The organism is Flavobacterium sp. ABG (assembly GCF_001027725.1).
Lineage (GTDB): Bacteria > Bacteroidota > Bacteroidia > Flavobacteriales > Flavobacteriaceae > Flavobacterium > Flavobacterium cupriresistens.
On record NZ_LEKS01000030.1, the window covers coordinates 1 to 19,930 of the forward strand.

A 19,930-nucleotide genomic window follows, 5' to 3' on the forward strand; every position below is an offset into this window, starting at 1 on the left:
TCAAAGCGAGAAGTTGGAAAATTAGGTACTTAAAAAGCTGTGGCGAAAAAGTATAAGATCTGCTACTGCTAGCAAAAGAAATCTAAAAATTATTCCACAACTTTTGAACTTGATTCGAAATTACAGAACTACAAGATATTTGTTCCTCCACAACAATATGTCTTGATCCTTTTTGAAGTCCTTAACTTTTTGACTTAAAAAAAAAGGACTCGTAAAAACGGGTCCTTTTTTTATGAAATCAATTAATTAACTGATTGTTCTTCTTTCTTTTTTGCTCTCATTTCTTTGAACATTTCCCAGCTAGCACCCGTAACCCAATAAGATACGAATCCAACTAAGAAAAACATCAACCAAAACCCTATAGTTAGTATGGTTAAGAAAAGTAAAAAGCCTAAGTACTGTGAAAATTCAAACATGTTTTCCGGAATTTTTGAATGTAGGCACAAATGTAACTCTAATATTTTTCGTTGCCAATAAAAACCAAATCATTTTTTATAAAATAAGAATAATTAGTGTATTTAAAATCATTTTAAATAAGGATTTTTTTTTAAGTTTACAGACGCGGGAGTACGGGGTGGTTTTTAGTCTCAGTCTCGGTCTCAGTCTCAGACTACAGTTTACAAATGACATTTTACAAATACTGATATTACAATAAATAATTTTTTACATCAAGCAAATGAAATACAGAATAGAAAAAGACACCATGGGGGAAGTTCAAGTCCCAGCCGATAAATATTGGGGTGCTCAAACAGAACGTTCCAGAAATAATTTCAAAATCGGACCATCGGCCTCTATGCCAAAAGAAATTATAGAAGGTTTTGCTTACTTGAAAAAAGCTGCGGCTTATGCCAATCACGATTTAGGTGTTTTACCAATAGAAAAAAGAGATGCCATCGCAGCAGTTTGTGACGAAATCTTAGCCGGAAAGTTAGACGATCAGTTTCCGTTAGTAATCTGGCAAACAGGTTCCGGTACACAAAGTAACATGAACGTAAACGAAGTAATCGCTAACCGTGCTCAGGTACTCAAAGGTTTTGAAATTGGAGAAGGTGAGCAATTCATAAAAGCCAATGATGATGTCAATAAATCGCAATCATCAAACGATACTTTTCCAACCGGAATGCACATTGCAGCTTATAAAATGATTGTAGAAACGACAATTCCCGGTGTTGAGAAATTAAGAGATACATTGCACGCAAAAGCTGTAGCATATAAAGATGTCGTAAAAATTGGCCGTACCCACCTTATGGATGCTACCCCGCTTACTTTAGGACAGGAAATTTCCGGTTACGCTGCTCAATTAACATTCGGATTGAAAGCTTTAAAAAATACTTTAGCACACTTAGCTGAAATTGCTTTGGGCGGAACTGCAGTAGGAACAGGTCTTAACACTCCAAAAGGATACGATGTAAAAGTGGCTGCATACATTGCAGAATTCACCAATCACCCTTTTATAACTGCTGAGAACAAATTTGAAGCTTTGGCTGCGCATGATGCTATTGTTGAAACGCACGGAGCGCTAAAACAACTGGCTGTTTCTTTAAATAAAATTGCGAATGATATCAGAATGTTAGCTTCAGGACCTCGTTCGGGAATTGGAGAAATTCACATCCCTGAAAACGAACCGGGATCTTCTATTATGCCAGGAAAAGTAAATCCTACGCAATGTGAAGCCTTGACGATGGTTTGCGCACAAGTTATAGGAAATGATATGGCAATTGCTGTTGGTGGCATGCAAGGACATTACGAATTGAATGTTTTCAAACCCGTTATGGCCGCGAACTTCCTTCAATCTGCTCATTTATTAGGTGACGCTTGTATTTCTTTTGATGAACATTGCGCACAAGGCATCGAACCGAATCACAAACGTATCAAAGAACTGGTTGACAACTCCTTGATGTTGGTTACCGCTCTAAATACTAAAATCGGATACTACAAAGCTGCCGAAATCGCTCAAACCGCACACAAAAACGGAACAACTCTTAAAGACGAAGCCGTTCGTTTAGGCTATGTAACTCCTGAAGATTTTGACGCCTGGGTTAAGCCTGAGGAAATGGTATAAACTATAGGCTTGTTTCAGGTTTCAGGTTTCAGGTTTCAGGTTTCAGGTTTCAGGTTTCAGGTTTCAGGTTTCAGGTTTCAGGTTTCAGGTTTCAGGTTTCAGGTTTCAGGTTTCAGGTTTCAGGTTATAAAAAAAGGGAAAAGCTTAAAAGCTTTTCCCTTTTTTTATCTTTTTAATTATAGGCCTTGTTTTAAACTTGAAACCTGAAACTTAAACTCCCCCTACTTCCCATCTACATAATCTTGTAAATAACTAAATCTTGGTGTTAGTTTTCCGTTTTCCGTCATTTTTGCACGTTCTAAAATTCCGTCTTTATCTCCGTTGAAAAAAGCAGGAATTACGTATTCCATAAACTGTTCTCCAAAACCTTCACTGGCATCTTTTGGGATTTCGCATGGCAAATTATCAACTGCCATCACTACAATGGCACCGGGATGAAACACATCTACTTCTTTATCTTCACTTGGCCAATATCCGTAAATAGGTTCAGCAATCGTAGAAGAACGCAAGGTACACGCAATCGGCCCGTTCACATCACAAGAAATATCCGCAACTACTTTTATCTTGCAGTCACTTGCATTTAACATTTCTCTTGTCAAAATAGCCGGAGCTTCACTGGCATAAAAATGACCTGTAAAATAGATATCGGTCACTTTTGTAAATTTTTCGAAGTCCGAAACATAAGCTTCAGGATGTGCTACAAAATCATTAAAATCAAGGAGCTGACCGTCAATGCGTTTGTTATATTCTAAAACATCCAGTTGTACATAAACCGGTTGTGTGTAATTTTTAGTCAAATAATTCTCTACTGCTATTTCCTTTACTTTTATGGCATCCAGAATTTCTTTGGCTCCACTCCCAACCTTACCGGTTCCGGTGATTACAAATTTTAAAGGAGGTAAAGTAATGCGTTTTAAGTGCATAATTAACGCCTCTTTACCCGCAAGTGTTTCTGCTTTTGGCAATTTGAACAATTCGAATTTAATTCCGAATGCACGAATTCCGTTATACACACCAACCATTCCGGCATATTTTCCAAAACCGATTAGTCTGCGATTGTGACTGTCAACTATGGTCTCATGATCATACAGATCAATCTTCTTTTCCAAAATAGCTTGCAACAACTTTTTATTATAAGGTTGCTTTTTTATGGTATGTGAGAAAAAGAAGTACGCTTTATTTGGAATTAAATTCTCGACAGGAACTTCTTTTACGCCAAATAAAACATCACAGTCAGAAACATCCTCTGTAACCGTTATTCCCATACTTTTATATTGAACGTCAGAAAATATTCTAATATCTGAACTTTCAACCTCAACAGTAGCTTCATGATAAAGCTGTTTCAGTTTAGCCAATTCATTAGGAGCAAACACAACGCGTCTGTCCGGTGGGTTTTTTCGTTCTTTTATAATACCAAATTTCATTTATATCGGATTAAAGTGAATATTAATATAACTTTTTTGATTGAATTTGTTTCAAATATAACAAAATAAGTTAAATTTTTGTTGTAATTCTTTAATTTTAAACAAAATTATAACGCTAAAAGCTGATGTACAATCAACTAGAAAAAAAAGACGTTAAAAAAAAGTTAAAAACCAGATGTTGTAGATTTAAAAATGCTCAAACAAAAGTATTGAATTCTATATATTTGTTTTCAAAGAATGATGAAAATGAGCTTCCTTAAAAAAACAAATATAGCACAAATACTTCTCCTAATTTTAGTTTTAGGGTCGTGCGGAAAAAATAAAAACAATACAGATAAAGAGGTTACAACGGTCGAGGATACCTTGCCTAAAATGAAACCTTTAGGTCCTGAAAAAAAAATAAGTCAAGCTTATATAAATTCTGTTGCAGGAAGGATAAATCATTTTTACAACAAAAACTGGCCAAATAATAGCATGAATGGTAGCTTTTTGGTTGCCCGAAATGGTCAGATTATCTTTGAACGCTACAATGGATTTGCTAATAAAAATGAAGGCACTAAAATAACAGCAGATACTCCGGTACAAATTGCTTCTGTCAGTAAAGTTTTGACTGCTACTGCGGTTTTAAAATTGGTCAATGCCGGAAAATTAGATTTGGATCAAAAGGTAAATACGATTTTAAAAACATTTCCTTATCCGGAATGTACGGTTCGAATGTTATTAAGTCATCGTAGCGGAATGCGCAACTATGCTTATTTTACAGACCGAGACAAATCGGTTTGGGACCGACACAATCAGTTGACCAATAAAGACATACTCGAAATTCTTGCCACTAAAAATATTGGATTAGAGGCTACAACGGGTACGCGATTTGCTTATTGCAATACCAATTATGCCATGTTGGCGCTTATTATCGAAAAAATCACGGGTTTAACTTATAAGGAGGCAATGTCTCAAATGATTTTCAAACCGTTAGGAATGACCCATACGTATATTTTTGACGATGATAAAGAAAGAAAAACAATTGTCCCTTCCTATAAAGGTAATGGTGTAGAAATTGGTTTTGACTATTTAGATAATGTTTACGGGGACAAAAATGTATTTTCAACGGTACGAGATCTTTTAAAATTCGACAGAGCCAGAAATTCACCTGATTTTTTAAAGCCCGATTTATTGAAACAGGTATATACCGGTTACAGCAATGAGCGCAAAGGAACTAAAAACTATGGTTTGGGTATACGAATGATCAATTGGGAAACGGGACAGAATTTTTATTTCCACAATGGCTGGTGGCATGGTAATACCTCTTCTTATATTACTTTAAAGAAAGAAAATGTAACTATTATTGCCTTGTCGAACAAAATGACACGAAACACTTATGCGGTTCGTAAATTGGCTCCGATTTTTGGAGATTACCCGTTTAATTTTAAAGACGAAGAATAAAATCATTTTTCTGCAAAATTTATTACAGAAGTAACTTCAAATAGTATAAATTTGCAAACTCATTTTTGGGGTCGACTGGTTTTGACAGCAAGTCGAATTGAACAGTAAGCACGTCGAGCATTGAGACCTTGCTCGTAAATATAAGATCTTACAATTTTACACGGCGAAAATAACTACGCTTTAGCTGCATAATCTGAATTATAGTAAGATTAGCCACGTCCCTATCAGATAGGGAAGCTGGATTCTCCTTGAAAGCCTTGGTTTGTGGCGGTCAGTTTAGGGGAACCGTAAAAATAAACCTAGATATCCATGAGCTTCGGGTGGATTTCGAAATTAAGAAGATAAGTGTTGAGTGGTTGTTCCTGACCTAGCTTAACAACGAAAATCCAATCAGGAAATAAACGTGTAGAAAGCTCTTTAGTTGCTTGTTTGGACCCGGGTTCGATTCCCGGCGACTCCACAAAAAGCCTGTAAGCTATTTGTTTACAGGTTTTTTGTTTTTTAGTTAACAATTTCGTTGACACAAATCATACTAATAAAAACTTCGTACTCTACTACAAAGATTGAACAAAACAGGTAATTCTACCTAGTTGTTATTTTTTTTGAATCAATAGATTTGTCTTTGTTATTTTTTAAATTCGCTTATGGTTTTCCGTAAAATTAAAACTAAAGAAGCAATTACATTTGTGCATCAAATAAATTTCATTTCTAATAATACAATTCATTAAATCATTAATTAATGTTATAAAAAAACAGAATAACAAAAAAATCTAGCACACTATGGCAAACCCAAGAGCATTTATAAGTTTCGATTTTGATAATAATAGTTCGGAAAAATTATTATTTGTAGGACAAACAAAAAATTCAAAGACACCCTTTGATATCGAAGACTGGAGTTCTAAAACACATTTACCTCAAAATGAATGGGAGAAGATTATTCATGGGAAAATTAATAAATGTAATATTCTCATTGTTTTAATTGGAAAAAACATGTCATCTGCTACTGGTGTTAAGAAGGAAATTGATTTCGCCAGAGAGCATAATGTTCCAGTATTTGGAATTTATGTCGGAGGAGCTGATGAAAAATCAAACTTACCTTCAAATCTGCAAAGAAATAGAGTTATTCCTTGGGAATGGAACAGAATAAGTTCAGCAATCGATCAATTAATGAAAGAAGGTAAAAACAGTTAATAATGAGAAAAGCCTTAATAGTAGGAATTAACGATTATCCTACATCCCCTCTACATGGTTGCGAAAACGACGCATATGCTATTGGAAACGCATTAGAAACTAATGGGGATGGGTCTCCTAATTTTGCGGTTAAAATAGAAACAAATGTCACAAAAAGATCGAAGCTTAAAAAATTAATTGTTGATCTGTTTTCTGGAAATCCAGATACAGCTCTTTTATATTTTTCTGGACATGGTTTTCTAAATGAACTTGGAGGATACATAGTAACTCCTGATTATGAAAAATATGATGAAGGAATTCCCATGGATGATATACTTAAAATAGCAAATCAATCTAAAGCAGTAGACAAAATAATTATTCTAGATTGCTGTCACTCAGGAGCAATGGGCACACCTACACTTACTGATGGTTCTTCACATTTAAAAGAGGGTGTAACTATATTGACAGCAAGCAGAGGCAATGAAACATCCTTGGAAGTTAATGGACACGGTGTCTTTACCACGCTCTTAATAAGCGCATTACAAGGTGGCGCATCAGATTTGAGAGGACATATTTCTCCAGGAGGAGTATATGCTTACATTGATCAGGCACTTGGTCCGTGGAAACAAAGACCAGTTTTTAAAACGAACGTAACCAAATTTACATCTTTAAGGACTGTCAACCCACAAGTCTCTTCGGAAAACTTACGTAAAATTATTGATTATTTTCCTGAACCTCAAGAAACTTTTTCATTAGATCCTTCATTTGAATTCACAAATAGTAATGACATTGAGCACAATGTTATTGAACCGTACTCAAATACAGAAAATGTTGCAATATTTAAAAATTTACAAAAACTTCACAGTATTGGATTAATTGTTCCTGTCGATGCTGAGCATATGTATTTTGCTGCAATGAACTCAAAATCATGCAAACTTACTGCATTAGGATACCATTACTGGAGGCTCGTTAATGAAAAATTAATATAATTATGGCATTATTTACAAGTGAATATTTAAAAAGAAAATCGTCAATAACATCACTTAACGAAAGTGTCAAAATGTTTTCTGCCAAAAACACAAAAAATATGACTTTTGATATTTTTTTATCTCATAGCTTTTTGGACAAACAAGAAGTTTTTGGTCTATATAAAGAATTAACAGCATTAGGTTACACGGTTTATGTCGATTGGATAGTTGACTCAGATTTAGACAGAAGTAAGGTTACTAAACAAACTGCTGAACTAATTAAAGAAAGACTTAAAAATTCAAAAAGTTTGCTTTTGGCAATTTCAACAAATGCAACAATGTCAAAATGGATGCCTTGGGAATTAGGAATTGTTGATGGCAATACTGATAGATGTGCAATAGTACCTATCTCTCAAGATAATTCAAATTTATATACGTTTGATAGAGTTGAATATTTAAAATTATATCCATATTTGGATATCGCAACAGATAATTCCGGAGCAATGAGATTATGGATTAATGAAGATTCTACTACATATACGCAATTTGAAAGTTGGATAAATGGAAATAATCCAACGAAAAGAAGTTAATTAAAATTTGAAAACTTAAACAAATGAGACCACTTATTTTAGATTACGCCACTAACAGAACAGGAGAATATAATCCGATTTTTAAATATGATCATTTATTATCATTAAATGTTATAAAAACTGAAAAAGGTACAATACCATTTATGGACATTGAAAGTTCTGATTTAAGCTTAACAACAAAAACCCGAGTACTTGGAGAAGCCGATGATTATAATATTTGTTCTTTAGAATTAGAAACTAAAACAAAAGTATTACAAGAAAGAGATGATGATGATATTATGCAATTGTTACAACTAGAAACAAAAACCTTTACAAAACAAGAGACAGATGATTGATGTTTTATTGATTACAAATAAGGGAGATATCACAACCGATTTTGTGATAAAACAATTAACAACTTCTAAAGCAAAATTTTACAGGCTAAATACAGAAGACATTTTGACAAAAGTCTCACTCTCTTTTAACTTTCACAAAAACGAGTTTATTTTATCCGATAATGAACGACAAATAAAAATTGATTTACTCAAAATAAAGTCAGTATATTATAGACGTCCCAAATTACCGAATATTGACCATAATGATCTCACAAATGGAGAAAAAAAATTCATTTTGAACGAAATAAGCAATTATCTAGAAGGTCTATATAAAATTTTAAAGAATGCTTTTTGGATAAGTTCAGTTTTTTCAATAAGAGAAGCAGAGTCTAAAATTCATCAATTACAAGTTGCAAAAGAATTAGGCCTAAATATACCTCCCAGTTTAATTACAAATGAAAAAGATTTCGCAATTGAATTCGTTAATGAATTTGAATGCATAATAAAGCCCATTAAAACAGGTTTTATTGAAGATCAAGGAAACGAGAAAATAATTTTCACAACATTATTTACTGATAAGAAAGAGTTAGAAAGGGTAAAACATTGCCCTACTTACTTTCAGAAATTTGTAAATAAAACTACTGATATAAGGGTTACAGTAATTGGAAATAAAGTTTTTTCTGCACAAATATTATCACAAGAACATGCTGAAACTAAAGTTGATTGGAGAAAAGCAGAAACTATAAAGTTAAAGTACGAAAAAATAGAATTACCTGAGACATTAATAAATTTGTGTATTAAATTAACAAAAAGATTAAATCTTAATTTTGGTGCAATTGATTTTGTTAGAGATGAAGTTGGGAACTTTATCTTTTTAGAAATAAATCCAAATGGGCAGTGGGCTTGGATTGAAAAACAATTAAATTACAATCTTTCATATGAAATATCTAAACTTTTAATAGATGGAAAAATTTAGGGAGCTAATTTGGCCTTTATTAGAAAGAGCTGAAGTTCAAAATGCAATACCTTTAACTGTAGAAGAAATTACTATTAACGACGATAACATTTCAAAAGTTTTAGATTATGCTATGAAAATTTATGAATCTGAATTGAGTAGAAATTCGGCAATTGAAACAAAAGCTTCATTATTTATAAGTTCTTTGGCAATTATAACTTCTGTTGTTTTGGCCATCACAACTACTTTAATTGGACAAAACGGTTTTAGTTCAATATTATTTTTATTAATCTGTATGTTGTTCTTTTTAACAATATATGTTCTAAGAACAGTTTGGTTTGCTGTAAAAGTACATGAACGCAAACCTTTTAGTACATTCTATCATAATGATATACTCAAAGATGGCGATGAAAAAGAATTTTCTATACAATTAATATTATCAATTATAAATAAGACAAAAAAGAATTCTATAGTTATTAATTCAAAAATCGACAATATGGTTATGGCTCAAGAATATTTTAAAAGAGCCATAATTACACTTTCAATTTATTCATTTTTGTTAATATTTTTTTTCATAGATAAATGCAAATTTGGTATTAAAACTTCGGTGTTCAGAATCGTAAAAATTTTTAATGAAATTAGTCTAAGTACTTGGTTAGTTGCACTACTTATTTTAATAGCTATATCTTCAGTGATTATTAACTTCATCTTAATTAAAAGATTGGATAAAAAATCAACTGAGACGGTATAAATATTTAATTAATTACATTCCAATACTTTAGAGGCTTATTATTTCTACAATAATTTAGTGTGATTAAAGTCAGATGTTACTTTTTATAATTCTTGATTTAAAAAAGTTTTATACAAATCATTATACCTATAATCTGTCAGATATTGATCTTCTAATTCTTTCTCAAATTCAATGGCAAACCTTTCTAAAGTATTTTCAAAAAATATAGATTGATATTGCATTTTATAACGTTCATAATCTTCAGCTAAGCTTAGGTATATTTGAGTTAAAGATTGTTCATTCAATTGATTATCTCGTTTCAACTCCGACACAAAATTAGATATATTCAAAGAGACTGTTCTTGAAAATAACATTTTCAATTATGTAATTGACGGTTATCTTTTACAGAAGGAGTATTAAATATTATAATGATTTTGAAACTTTGTACAATGTTTTGAGCATTATTGGCAAAGTTTCTGTTAAAATATTATATATATCAGGTCATTATAGCGCCTGTTTATCGTCAGATAAGCAGGCGCTAATTATCAACTTTATTAAAGACTATCCAGAAGTGCAATATTTTACGTTTCAATATCAATCGGTAAAGTTTCTACCTACATATATCTTCGTTTTAAAATTTCAATATTTTATCCAATTTCATACAATCAATATTATAATTGTACCAGCAGTGGCATTTTACAATTATAGGGCTAGTATAAGCAGTTAATTATAAATTAAGAACAAATAAGATTTCTTTATTTAGATACTGTGGCTGTAGGCAGTGTACCAAATAAGGTTGCAAGCTGCTCAAAATCGATAGTTTTTGTAAGCGTTACGTTATAGAGAGGATCCGACCCACCCCTTAGAAAAGTTTCAAAACCAAGAGAAATTCCAGGATTAAGCACTGTTCCCTCAAAGCGGAAACGGAGGAAAGCAGTAGGATCACTTATATAACGTTCTCGGACTACAGCATCTCCATTGTACACTATATAATTGGGATAAATAAAATTATTCAACCCCACAATCATAGAAGTCTTTACATTAATTTTCTCTTCATCCAAAATATAAACGAATCCAACTCCTATACTCTTATTATTTTGTCTTAAATTAGTATTTCGATACATTGTCCCAAATCTAGAAGGTACATTAGTTCCTGCGGGATAAGTAATCGTGTCAGAAACAGTTACTGAATTCTTATAGGTAGTTTTAATACTCTGGGAATTCAGTGAAAACCCGGCAGTAACGAAAAGCTTAGAAGTCTCTGATGAAAAATCCGTAGCGTTCCACAAATAATAAATATCAACAAATGTATTATTTGTTTCTACTTTTTTTACCGTTTTGTATTCACCTACTACCTGACGAAGAGTGTCAGGATTCACAATAGGTAATCTTTGACTGAAACTCATTCCACTTAGAGAATCAATGTCATTAAAATACCGATTACGGCCGAAATCAATATTAATCCAGCTGCGGGTGCTTTTATTTCCCTTTGTTTTTATATTTGCCAAATAATTTGCCTTAAAATAAAGATCTTCTGCTTTTATTCCGTCTATTAAATCAAGGTTAGTTCCAGTATATAGCCAAAGTTCATATCCTTTCTTTTTTTTTAATGCGGAATCTTCAGAGGAAGGTTTAACAAATATTATGTATTCACTTGTAAGAGCCGGATCAATAGGAATCTCCGTACTTTCTTTTTTAGCAGTCAATTTTATTTTAATAATCCGGTCTCGAGTGTTTTTTCGTTGAAACTTGATGCTAAAAGGTATATCAAGATCTTTATCTTTTAAGACTATAATTTCCCTCTTTAAAGGAAAAAATATTTCAGTTTCATTAATGTAGGATCTACCGACCAAGTAACCTTTGTTCCTTCAAAAGCTGGCTGTTTAGGTACTTTAACATTAAAAGTGACTAAAATTTCCTTCTTATTGTCCGATTGAACAGTGTCAATTTTTTTTTCGAATTCAGCTTTTAACTGCTGTCCGAAAAATGTTGCTGAAGACAATAATAATGCAAAAATGAGCAATTTACTTTTCATAACTTTTTAATTTAATTGGTTGAACATAAAATATTTAATAGAATTATAATTTAATCATCTATATCACATGTCATAATCCTCTATATGGGGCAGAAAATACCCAATGGAAAATAACGTGCCCTATTTTAATATTTAACAGAGAATTATTTAAGTCTATGCTGCATGTATAGATTCACAGATTGAAATCTTATTACCGTTAGTAAAATACGTTTTACTATTTTTAACACGTAAGAATTATATATGTTCTTCCGCTTGTGTATGTTTATAAATGCTGAAGTAAATAGTTTGCATAATCGTTTTTAGACAATAGAGCTCTAAGATTATTGAACTAAATAATTTAATACGAAAACTTTACTTATAAATTTAGCGGGGCAGTTTTTTAAATATAATCTAGATATTTTTTAAAGCTGAAAACTACAATGAATAATACCGATCACTGATAAAATTAAAAAAGTTAAATGTAAAAAAAAACAAGACGTATAATTACCTGAAATTATTTTCGGTTAAAATTTGAGTTAAGAGTTACCTTATTGTTGCTTTGCTTATTTCTTTAAATATGGCTCCCAATGTTTTCCCTTCCTTTCAATGCAAGTGGTAGAGCATTTATTTTTACATTAATTCCTACCTGTATATCATAGATAAATTATTCAATTAATTCTAAATGACGGAGTTCAACTCTCGAACACCTTGAAATAATAATTTTGGATATTTTCAATTAAAAAAACAGCTACTATCTAGAAAGAATCCTAAATTAAACAAAACAGAAATGGGGCTTAAAAAAATATCAAAATAGAAAATATTCCATATTAAAAGGAGTTCAAGGCTTTTTTTCAAGCTTATCAATAAACATTAAAACAGGAATTAGGTGTTCGATTGTAATCCCGTCAAGTCCACAAAAAAAACCTGTAACCATTTAATTTACAGGTTTTTTTTATTTTTTTTTTATTGCCGTTTATTATATACTGTTAACTTTTTTTTCGTAAAAAATTATTACTGGCTTTTCATCCGGATTGCAATTTTAACGGAATTTTAATTTAGATAAATTTAAAAGGCAACCACATAGGTTGCCTTTTAAACTAAACTTACTTTTCAGTATCTTCTGATTCTTCATCAGGAATTAAACTTTTGATTGTTTCAATTGGCAGAAACATTTTTCCAGTACTTGGTATCAATATAAAACCATAGCCATTATAGAAATCAATTGCATCTTGGTCTAATGGGTCAACTACTACTGCTCGAATTGCCAAGATCTTTGAATGTACCACACATTTTTTTAATGCATCAAATAAAAGAATTTCTCCTAATCCTTTTCCCTGTTCCCTCTTATCCATAGCTATCCTGCCCAGTAAGGCTATAGGTATGCTATATGTTTTAGGCACTCTTTTAGTTAACTCAGCTGGAAAATCATCTAATGGAATTGAACTACTTGACAGCGTATAATATCCAAGTACCTTAGTTGCATCTGTATCTTTGTCTGTTAATACATGACAGACGGATAATAATTTTTGGGCATCCTGCCCCGCTTGTTTGTGAAAATAATCATCTAATAATTCTTTGCCACATTTAAACTCTTTCCTCTTGTGCTCCTTTGAAAGGATTTCAATCTTTAAATTCATTGTTACTGATAAATTTAGTATGGTTCGCTTGAGCCCTCTTAAGTTTATCATTAGCCTTCGGTGGATTTATAATCGCATCTATAAATATCTTTTTGTCCTCTATGGTCTTTAAAACGGTTTCATTGTCTTTAATGATCTTGTTTGCTTCTGTGTTTACACAATAGATTACAAATTCTGATAGATTTTTAAATCCTCTCAGGACTGATGCGTGCTTAATCAACTCCTTATGTTCTTTACTGATACGAACATCGATTCGGTCGTTAATGGTTACCGACATAATCATTCATGTTAAATATGGTTCTACAATTTTGCTATTTTCTTGGTTTAATTTGATTTGGATATTTAATAGTATCTGTTTCTTTATTATTCTTTTTAAAGTTAATTATTCTTTTAATGATAAGTTTTAAATTTGTCTAATGATGCTGTCTTTATTTCTCTTATGAATTTATAGTAATTTCTTTTTATACTACTTCTTTGTTATTTCCTGAGTTGATATTATTGACATTCATTAGACTTGTTTCCGAACCTCTTTAGTCTTTTAAAGAGTTAGAGTTCGTATCAGTTTTACAAATGTACGCTTTTTATACGTACAACGCAAGTACTGCAATTATTATTTATTCTTCATCTATTACTTTTCATGCTTTTTGCATCTATTCTATTGTTTGTTGTTATTATGTTCATTGTGTAATTTTTAATGCTATAAAAAAGTACAATAAGTTTAATTTAACTCTTAACTTCAGCTAAAAAATATCGATGAGCAAGCTTTATCTTAAGTAGCAACAACAATTACAAAGGTGTTCAACTGTGGAGCTCCTTGAATATTCTTAGACGGAAACTTTTAAAAAAAAGGTTAGTTTTCTTAAAAAAATATTCGAAATAGAAAAATGAGTACAAATTCCAAAACAACGTCAATTTCTAAAAAAGCCTTTAAACCTAGGGATTCAAGTTTTTTTTCAAGCTTATCTATAAACATTAATATAGGAGTTAGGTGTTCGATTGTAATCCCGGCGACTCCACAAGAAGCCTGTAAACATAAAATAGTTTACAGGCTTTTTTCTTGCTCTTACACCGCTCTCCGAGGAATTCTGCTGAAAAACTCGCGAATACCTCTGACTTTGCGCATTTTTTGCTAAGAACATAAATATCTCAAAAGCCCTAACTCTTCTAAATATCCGGCAGACACTACACAAATACGGACACACTTTCTCAATTTTTATCAGAAATCCTTCAAAAAGCAGCAAAGTAATTCACTATCTAAAAATATTCATTTTCTCATCATAAATTGGGCTCTGGACGTTTAGAAAATTTAAAACGCTATGAAATACATAATTTTGAGATACTGTTTTATTAGATTTGAGTTGCTTTTTACTATCAGATAACCAAACAATAAAAGGGATTTCGTATTGTTCTTTAGGTGCAATGCTTATCGGCAGTCCGTGCATATACAGATTTTTTTCTCCTAATGATTCTCCGTGATCTGAAACATAAATCATGGTGCTATTGTACTCTTTTAATTGTTTTAAGTCTTCAATTACTTTAGATAAGATGTAATCAGTATAAACAATGGTATTGTCGTAGGCATTAATCAATTCGTTATGAGAGCAATTTCCTAACTCAACACTCTTGCAAACCGGTTTAAATTTCTCAAATTCAATTGGGTATTTCTTGCTATATGTTGGTCCATGACTCGTACTGGTATGCAGTACTATCAATATTTTATTTTTGTTACTTGATACTATTTGTCCTTTTAGTCCGGTTAAAAGAATTTCATCGTAATTACAGCCTTCGCCTTTACAATTTAACTTTAAAGATTCTCTGTTTTGATAATTTTTAACATGAATTGGCGGTTCTCCCCAGTTTGTGGTTCTCCAAATTACTTCTACATTATTTCGATACAAATAATTGGGCAGAACTTCATAGAGATCGTCCGTTCTTTTATGTTCCAGAATAGATTTCACACCTGCAGTGGTATAAGTGGCTAAAGAAGTAGCGTTAAAATGATGTAAATTTGGTGTCTTAGAAAGTAAAGGATTGGTGTTTTTCGCATATCCGTATAAAGAAAAATTCTGGCTTCTTGCCGATTCTCCAATTACTAAAACCACGATTGCCTTTTTAGTATCTTTTATCGTCGCATTGGGCAATAAAATTTCTTTTTCGTTCTTTTTATGTTTATGAATATAAAAAAGCGAAACATTTACTGAATACGACCAAGGCATTACCAGTCCGCCTAATTTTTTTGAATTTTTATCAATCCACAACCAGTTGCTTGCGTTGACAAATACTAAAATTAATACCAACAGTAAGCTAAGTGAAGAAGTGATTAAAAATTTATTAAACGTTTCGTTTATAATTTTTGCTTTTACAATGTAAACACCGGGAATAACTCCAAGCACAATTACATAGAATACTAATTTTATTGAAAAAAAACTACCGGATTCTTCAAGATTGGTATTCAACACATTGCCAATCATACTTTCGTCAATTATTACACTGTACGTATTAACAAAATAAATGGCAATTGCATTGATAAAGAAAAACAACACCAAAAGGAGCTTTCCAACAAAATGTGACAAAAAAAGCAGTATATAAAAAATCATGAAGTTTACAAGTAAAACGGACAGTATTAAACTAATAATAATTATACTACCGTTAAAACTTTTAGAATCAAGATTATCAACAACAAAGGAAAAAAATGAAAAATGAAAGAATAAAAAGTTGATAAAACTCATTAACATGGCAAAATGAGACAGTCTTAAATTACTTTTTAGCATAGACAGTAGTAATTTTACAAATTGAAATAATTAAGCAAACTAAAGATAGACTAAAAATCATTAAATTTTCACGAATCTCTTTATATACAATTAAAAAACAGAAAGTTATAAACATTAAAATAAAAACAGGATAGTATTTTTTATTGTTAATCCAGGTCCAAATATTATATTTTTGGTTAATAAAAATTCCCAGAAGTCCCGAGATATAACCAATAATACTTCCCACAATAATATCAAGCGGATAATGTGCCCCAACCGCTACTCTGGCAAGGACGAGAATTAATCCCAACACAAGCACAAAACTGCACAATACAATTTTATGAATTGTTTTTTTCGGCATAAACGTAAGTAACAAAACCGTCAGTGTTGTAAAAACTGTTATGGAATGTCCCGAAGGTAAACTATTACAGCCACACAATGTTTTTCCAATGATTACAAAATTATCTGTATTAAATACCGCTGCGGGCCTTGGCACAGCAAATATCTTTTTTAATACTATCGAAAATAATAGCCCAACAAGCGACGCTGACAATAAATCTTCCCATACTTTTGGGGCGTATAGAACAAATAAACTTAAAAATGAAAAAGCAACCAACGTATCCCCTGTTTCGCTAAGGTTACTTTGAAGATCCGGATACTGAGATAACTTGCTATTAAGATAAAAGAAAGTATTCTTTTGGATTTGAGCATAAGAGTAGGCATCGAGACTATCTTGCGTGTAAAGATAGAGCGTAATACTAATTAACAGAAATAATGGTAAATAAAAAAAAGTCCCTTTGACTTTTGTATAATTGTAAATAATGCTACTATTCATCATTTTTTGCATCAATAGATTAATTCAACTTGTATCACTCTATTTCAAACAAAAAGTAAAAACGTTTCTCTTGCTTTAATTGTAATGCGATGTAAGTAATCAAGAAGAGTTTAATATTAAATACTTCCATTCATATTTACACTTTAAAAAGACCTATCACTGCTCCTAAAAACACCTATTCTCCTATTCAAAATATTTGACAAAAGAAGCCAGATGTATAGAAGTTTTATTAATCAGTTTACAATTGGTTTAATCTAATTAATATTTGAATGCTTAAATTCAAAATATCAATGATCTCGATGATCAGACTTTAAAAATTTAAAAGACATCTAATTTAATAAGGCATAAAAAAATGCGCAAAGTCAGAGACAGTTGCGCATTTTTTTTATTCCCCTCTTCAAAGTGAGGCAGAGTTAGCCTATAGAAAACTCCTTTCGTTCTTTGTTTGTCCCCGGGTTCGATTCCCGGCGACTCGGGCTGATTATGCTAAACCACTACCCAATTTTTATTGACATCATATTAAGTGATCCTGCAATGAGATAATCGTTAAAAAGACTTACCTCTTCATTTTTCTCTTGCAATGCAAGTGTATAAAGCAACGGAAGATAATGTTCCGGAGTGGGTATCGCTAAATCGAATGCTTTACCTTGCGAACGGTAATCAATCAGAGGCTGATGATCGCCATCTAAGATTAGTTTTTTCATTTTCTCATTCGCTTCGGTTGCCCAATCATAGGCGTATCCGGGTGCTTTCATCTGATCCCATGCCGCCATTCGGAGATTGTGAACCATATTACCACTACCGATAATTAAAATTCCTTTTCTTCTTAATGCGGCCAGTTCTTTTGCAAGTTCATAATGATAAGATGCCGGCTGTGAGTAATCGATACTCATCTGAATAATAGGAATATCCGCATTTGGATACAAATGTTTGACAACACTCCAGGAACCATGATCAAGTCCCCATTCGTAATCCAGTTCAATTTGAGTTTTAGTAATTAGCTGTTGGGTTCCCTTAGCCAATTCAAAACTCCCTTTGGCCGGATATTGTACATCAAATAAGGCCTGTGGAAAACCACCAAAATCATGAATGGTACGTGGCATCTCCATAGCGGTTACAAATGTGCCTTTTGTTTCCCAATGCGCCGATATACAAAGAATCGCTTTGGGATTGGCCAATGTTTTTGCGACATTTTTAAATCCTTCCACAAATACATTATCCTCGATAGCGTTCATCGGATTGCCATGCCCTAAAAATAATAGGGGCATTTTTTCGGTACTCTCTAATTGATCCGACAATTTACTTAATACATTTAGTTTGAGAGCGACTCCTGTAAGTGGTACTATTGCCATTGTTTTTAAAAATTTTTTCCTGTCCATTCCTTAGGTCAGATTATTTAAAATAAATAGAATTATATGTCCTTTTGTTGTAATTATTTACCAAGTCCAATTTGGTCCATATAGGATTTATTATCCCAAAAAAGATATTCTTCGGTCATGATTCCGTCTTTCCAGATTCCTATGGTCGCCATTGGTAATTTAAATTTCTTACCTGTTGGAGGTATAAACTTACCACCTCCTATTGGCATCGGTACGGTAAAAGTTCCTTCCATGGTACCAATAACAGCTGTTGTATTACCGGAGCCAATTCGGATAGGGTGCTCTTTGATTCGGGTGTCGGGCGCATACACAAACATGGCACTTAGTGTTTTGATGTGCTGCTCCAACCCTTTTTCGGTATGTCCGTCAGGAAAATGAACAAGGATGTCTTTTGCATGGCTTTCATGTAGTCGTTCCCATTGTTGATTACTGAATACCGTATAATCTAAGGTGTCAAATTTTGCGAGATTCTCAGTAATAACCTCGTTTGCGGCAGTTAATTCTTTTAGTTGCTTTAATGCTGTAGCGCTTTCTTCAGTTGGAAGCTCTTTTTTCTGTTCACAACTAACCATTGTGATGGCTATAATTAATACTGCTGCCGGAATAATTTTTCTTGAAATTGTTTTCATTGTATCTATAATTTTGGTTATTAAAAAATGATAGTACAAAGTTGTAAATTATCTAAAGGCCGGATATAACACTATTAGGAAGAAGTATGGTGTTTTTAGGAAATGAGTTTTTTCATTTCGCTTCTGAACTCGCTTGGAGTAAGTCCCGATTTTTTCTTAAAAACATGCGCGAAATAAGTGTTTTCGCTAAATCCTAATACAAAACCAATTTCGGAAATGGTCATATCTGTAGTCGTTAGCAGATTTTTGGCTTGTATCAGTTTTCTGGTTTCAATGATTTCCGAGACGCTTTGCTGTAATATCCGCTGACTGATCAGATTAAGATTTCTGCTGCTCATCGACAATTTGTCTGCATAAAAACTGGCACCTTCGGGTTTCGTATAATGTTGCTCCAATAATATCAAAAAGTTCTTAAAAGTCAGACTTTTTGTTTTTTCAATACTTTCATTTTCCAATTTTGATTTTCGTCTTTCCGATTCTATCATCGTAAATAAAGCGCCAAGCAATTGTCGTATAATTCCCAAATCAGGTTCTTCCTGAATACTTTCCATGTGCATCATTTCGCAGAGTGACAACAATCTCGAGAAACACATATCTCTTTGAAGCGAAATATTGGCCTCATTATGATAATAGGAATAAAGTTGAAAAACGGTTTCGGGTATAAACTCACTACTAAACCGAATGACCCATAAATCACATTTTCCGTCTTTTAAACCCGGTTTGGCTCTGTGTACTTTGCCTTTGGTCACAAAAGAAATAAAAGGGGCATTAAAAACAGTAGATTTAAAATCTATAAAATGATCAATCTGCCCTTCAATGCCAATAATTAACTCTTCGTAATTGTGACTGTGCGGCTCATTAAGCAATACTTCATTTTTTTCGACATCTTCGACTCCAAATTTGTATATTTTGAAAATTTCTGTCATTTTATTGTGTGTTACTTATCGGGATGGATGTCTAAATTTAGAAATAGTAAACGGTCTTTTTACTAGTATAAATATATAAAAATCCACGAAGACAAACCCCGAAA

The 19,930-nt window shown here is 32.3% G+C and carries 19 protein-coding genes and 1 other RNA gene; 9 read left to right on the plus strand and 11 right to left on the minus strand.

The window, feature by feature from the left end; all coding sequences use genetic code 11:
- Window positions 1–676: 676 nt before the first annotated feature.
- Complete coding sequence (gene fumC / locus AB674_RS20945; RefSeq protein WP_047779242.1) at window positions 677–2,062, plus strand: class II fumarate hydratase; 1,386 nt, start codon at window positions 677–679, stop codon at window positions 2,060–2,062.
- Between the two features lie 221 nt (window positions 2,063–2,283).
- On the opposite strand, the gene AB674_RS20950 is transcribed toward fumC, so the two are convergent.
- On the minus strand, window positions 2,284–3,486 hold the full coding sequence (locus AB674_RS20950; RefSeq protein ID WP_047779243.1) for an NAD(P)-dependent oxidoreductase: 1,203 nt from the start codon (window positions 3,484–3,486) through the stop codon (window positions 2,284–2,286).
- A 240-nt stretch (window positions 3,487–3,726) separates the two neighbouring features.
- Between AB674_RS20950 and AB674_RS20955 the strand changes: the two genes are divergently transcribed.
- The 8 genes from AB674_RS20955 (at window position 3,727) to AB674_RS20990 (ending at window position 9,677) form a co-directional block, all read left to right on the plus strand.
- On the plus strand, window positions 3,727–4,929 hold the full coding sequence (locus AB674_RS20955; RefSeq protein WP_047779244.1) for a serine hydrolase domain-containing protein: 1,203 nt from the start codon (window positions 3,727–3,729) through the stop codon (window positions 4,927–4,929).
- Between the two features lie 67 nt (window positions 4,930–4,996).
- Window positions 4,997–5,392, plus strand: a transfer-messenger RNA (tmRNA) gene (ssrA, locus tag AB674_RS22465).
- 317 nt (window positions 5,393–5,709) lie between these two features.
- Window positions 5,710–6,120, plus strand: coding sequence for a TIR domain-containing protein (locus AB674_RS20965; RefSeq protein WP_047779246.1), 411 nt, complete (start codon window positions 5,710–5,712; stop codon window positions 6,118–6,120).
- 2 nt (window positions 6,121–6,122) lie between these two features.
- Window positions 6,123–7,088, plus strand: coding sequence for a caspase domain-containing protein (locus AB674_RS20970; RefSeq protein ID WP_047779247.1), 966 nt, complete (start codon window positions 6,123–6,125; stop codon window positions 7,086–7,088).
- 2 nt (window positions 7,089–7,090) lie between these two features.
- Window positions 7,091–7,657 carry a TIR domain-containing protein gene (locus AB674_RS20975; protein WP_047779248.1) on the plus strand — a complete coding sequence of 189 codons (567 nt, stop codon included), beginning with the start codon at window positions 7,091–7,093 and terminating at the stop codon, window positions 7,655–7,657.
- 23 nt (window positions 7,658–7,680) lie between these two features.
- Window positions 7,681–7,992: a hypothetical protein gene (locus tag AB674_RS20980; protein WP_047779249.1), complete on the plus strand. Its 312-nt coding sequence runs from the start codon at window positions 7,681–7,683 to the stop codon at window positions 7,990–7,992.
- Entirely contained in the window at window positions 7,985–8,947 is a 963-nt protein-coding gene (locus AB674_RS20985; protein WP_047779250.1) for an MvdC/MvdD family ATP grasp protein, read from the plus strand. Before AB674_RS20980 ends, AB674_RS20985 begins: the two co-directional genes overlap by 8 nt.
- Window positions 8,934–9,677, plus strand: a complete 744-nt coding sequence (locus tag AB674_RS20990; protein ID WP_047779251.1) for a hypothetical protein — start codon at window positions 8,934–8,936, stop codon at window positions 9,675–9,677. The genes AB674_RS20985 and AB674_RS20990 overlap by 14 nt, the downstream gene beginning before the upstream one ends.
- A gap of 83 nt (window positions 9,678–9,760) precedes the next feature.
- On the opposite strand, the gene AB674_RS20995 is transcribed toward AB674_RS20990, so the two are convergent.
- From AB674_RS20995 to AB674_RS21040, 10 genes are all read right to left on the minus strand, one after another.
- Window positions 9,761–10,030: a hypothetical protein gene (locus tag AB674_RS20995; protein ID WP_047779252.1), complete on the minus strand. Its 270-nt coding sequence runs from the start codon at window positions 10,028–10,030 to the stop codon at window positions 9,761–9,763.
- A 381-nt stretch (window positions 10,031–10,411) separates the two neighbouring features.
- Entirely contained in the window at window positions 10,412–11,362 is a 951-nt protein-coding gene (locus AB674_RS21000) for a hypothetical protein (RefSeq protein WP_131701567.1), read from the minus strand.
- Between the two features lie 98 nt (window positions 11,363–11,460).
- Window positions 11,461–11,691 (minus strand): hypothetical protein, encoded by a 231-nt coding sequence (locus AB674_RS21005; protein WP_047779254.1) that lies wholly within the window; start codon window positions 11,689–11,691, stop codon window positions 11,461–11,463.
- A gap of 1,082 nt (window positions 11,692–12,773) precedes the next feature.
- A complete protein-coding gene (locus AB674_RS21010; RefSeq protein WP_047779255.1) occupies window positions 12,774–13,307 on the minus strand; it encodes a GNAT family N-acetyltransferase in 534 nt (177 codons plus the stop codon).
- Window positions 13,291–13,584, minus strand: a complete 294-nt coding sequence (locus tag AB674_RS21015; protein ID WP_047779266.1) for a DUF1778 domain-containing protein — start codon at window positions 13,582–13,584, stop codon at window positions 13,291–13,293. The genes AB674_RS21010 and AB674_RS21015 overlap by 17 nt, the downstream gene beginning before the upstream one ends.
- Before the next feature lie 973 nt (window positions 13,585–14,557).
- On the minus strand, window positions 14,558–16,078 hold the full coding sequence (gene eptA / locus AB674_RS21020; RefSeq protein WP_047779256.1) for a phosphoethanolamine--lipid A transferase EptA: 1,521 nt from the start codon (window positions 16,076–16,078) through the stop codon (window positions 14,558–14,560).
- A complete protein-coding gene (locus tag AB674_RS21025; protein ID WP_240478114.1) occupies window positions 16,065–16,895 on the minus strand; it encodes a phosphatase PAP2 family protein in 831 nt (276 codons plus the stop codon). Before AB674_RS21025 ends, eptA begins: the two co-directional genes overlap by 14 nt.
- Before the next feature lie 491 nt (window positions 16,896–17,386).
- A complete protein-coding gene (ygiD, locus tag AB674_RS21030) occupies window positions 17,387–18,244 on the minus strand; it encodes a 4,5-DOPA dioxygenase extradiol (protein ID WP_047779268.1) in 858 nt (285 codons plus the stop codon).
- A gap of 80 nt (window positions 18,245–18,324) precedes the next feature.
- On the minus strand, window positions 18,325–18,900 hold the full coding sequence (locus AB674_RS21035) for an ester cyclase (RefSeq protein WP_053004349.1): 576 nt from the start codon (window positions 18,898–18,900) through the stop codon (window positions 18,325–18,327).
- Between the two features lie 95 nt (window positions 18,901–18,995).
- Window positions 18,996–19,826 carry a response regulator transcription factor gene (locus AB674_RS21040; protein ID WP_047779257.1) on the minus strand — a complete coding sequence of 277 codons (831 nt, stop codon included), beginning with the start codon at window positions 19,824–19,826 and terminating at the stop codon, window positions 18,996–18,998.
- Window positions 19,827–19,930 lie beyond the last annotated feature (104 nt).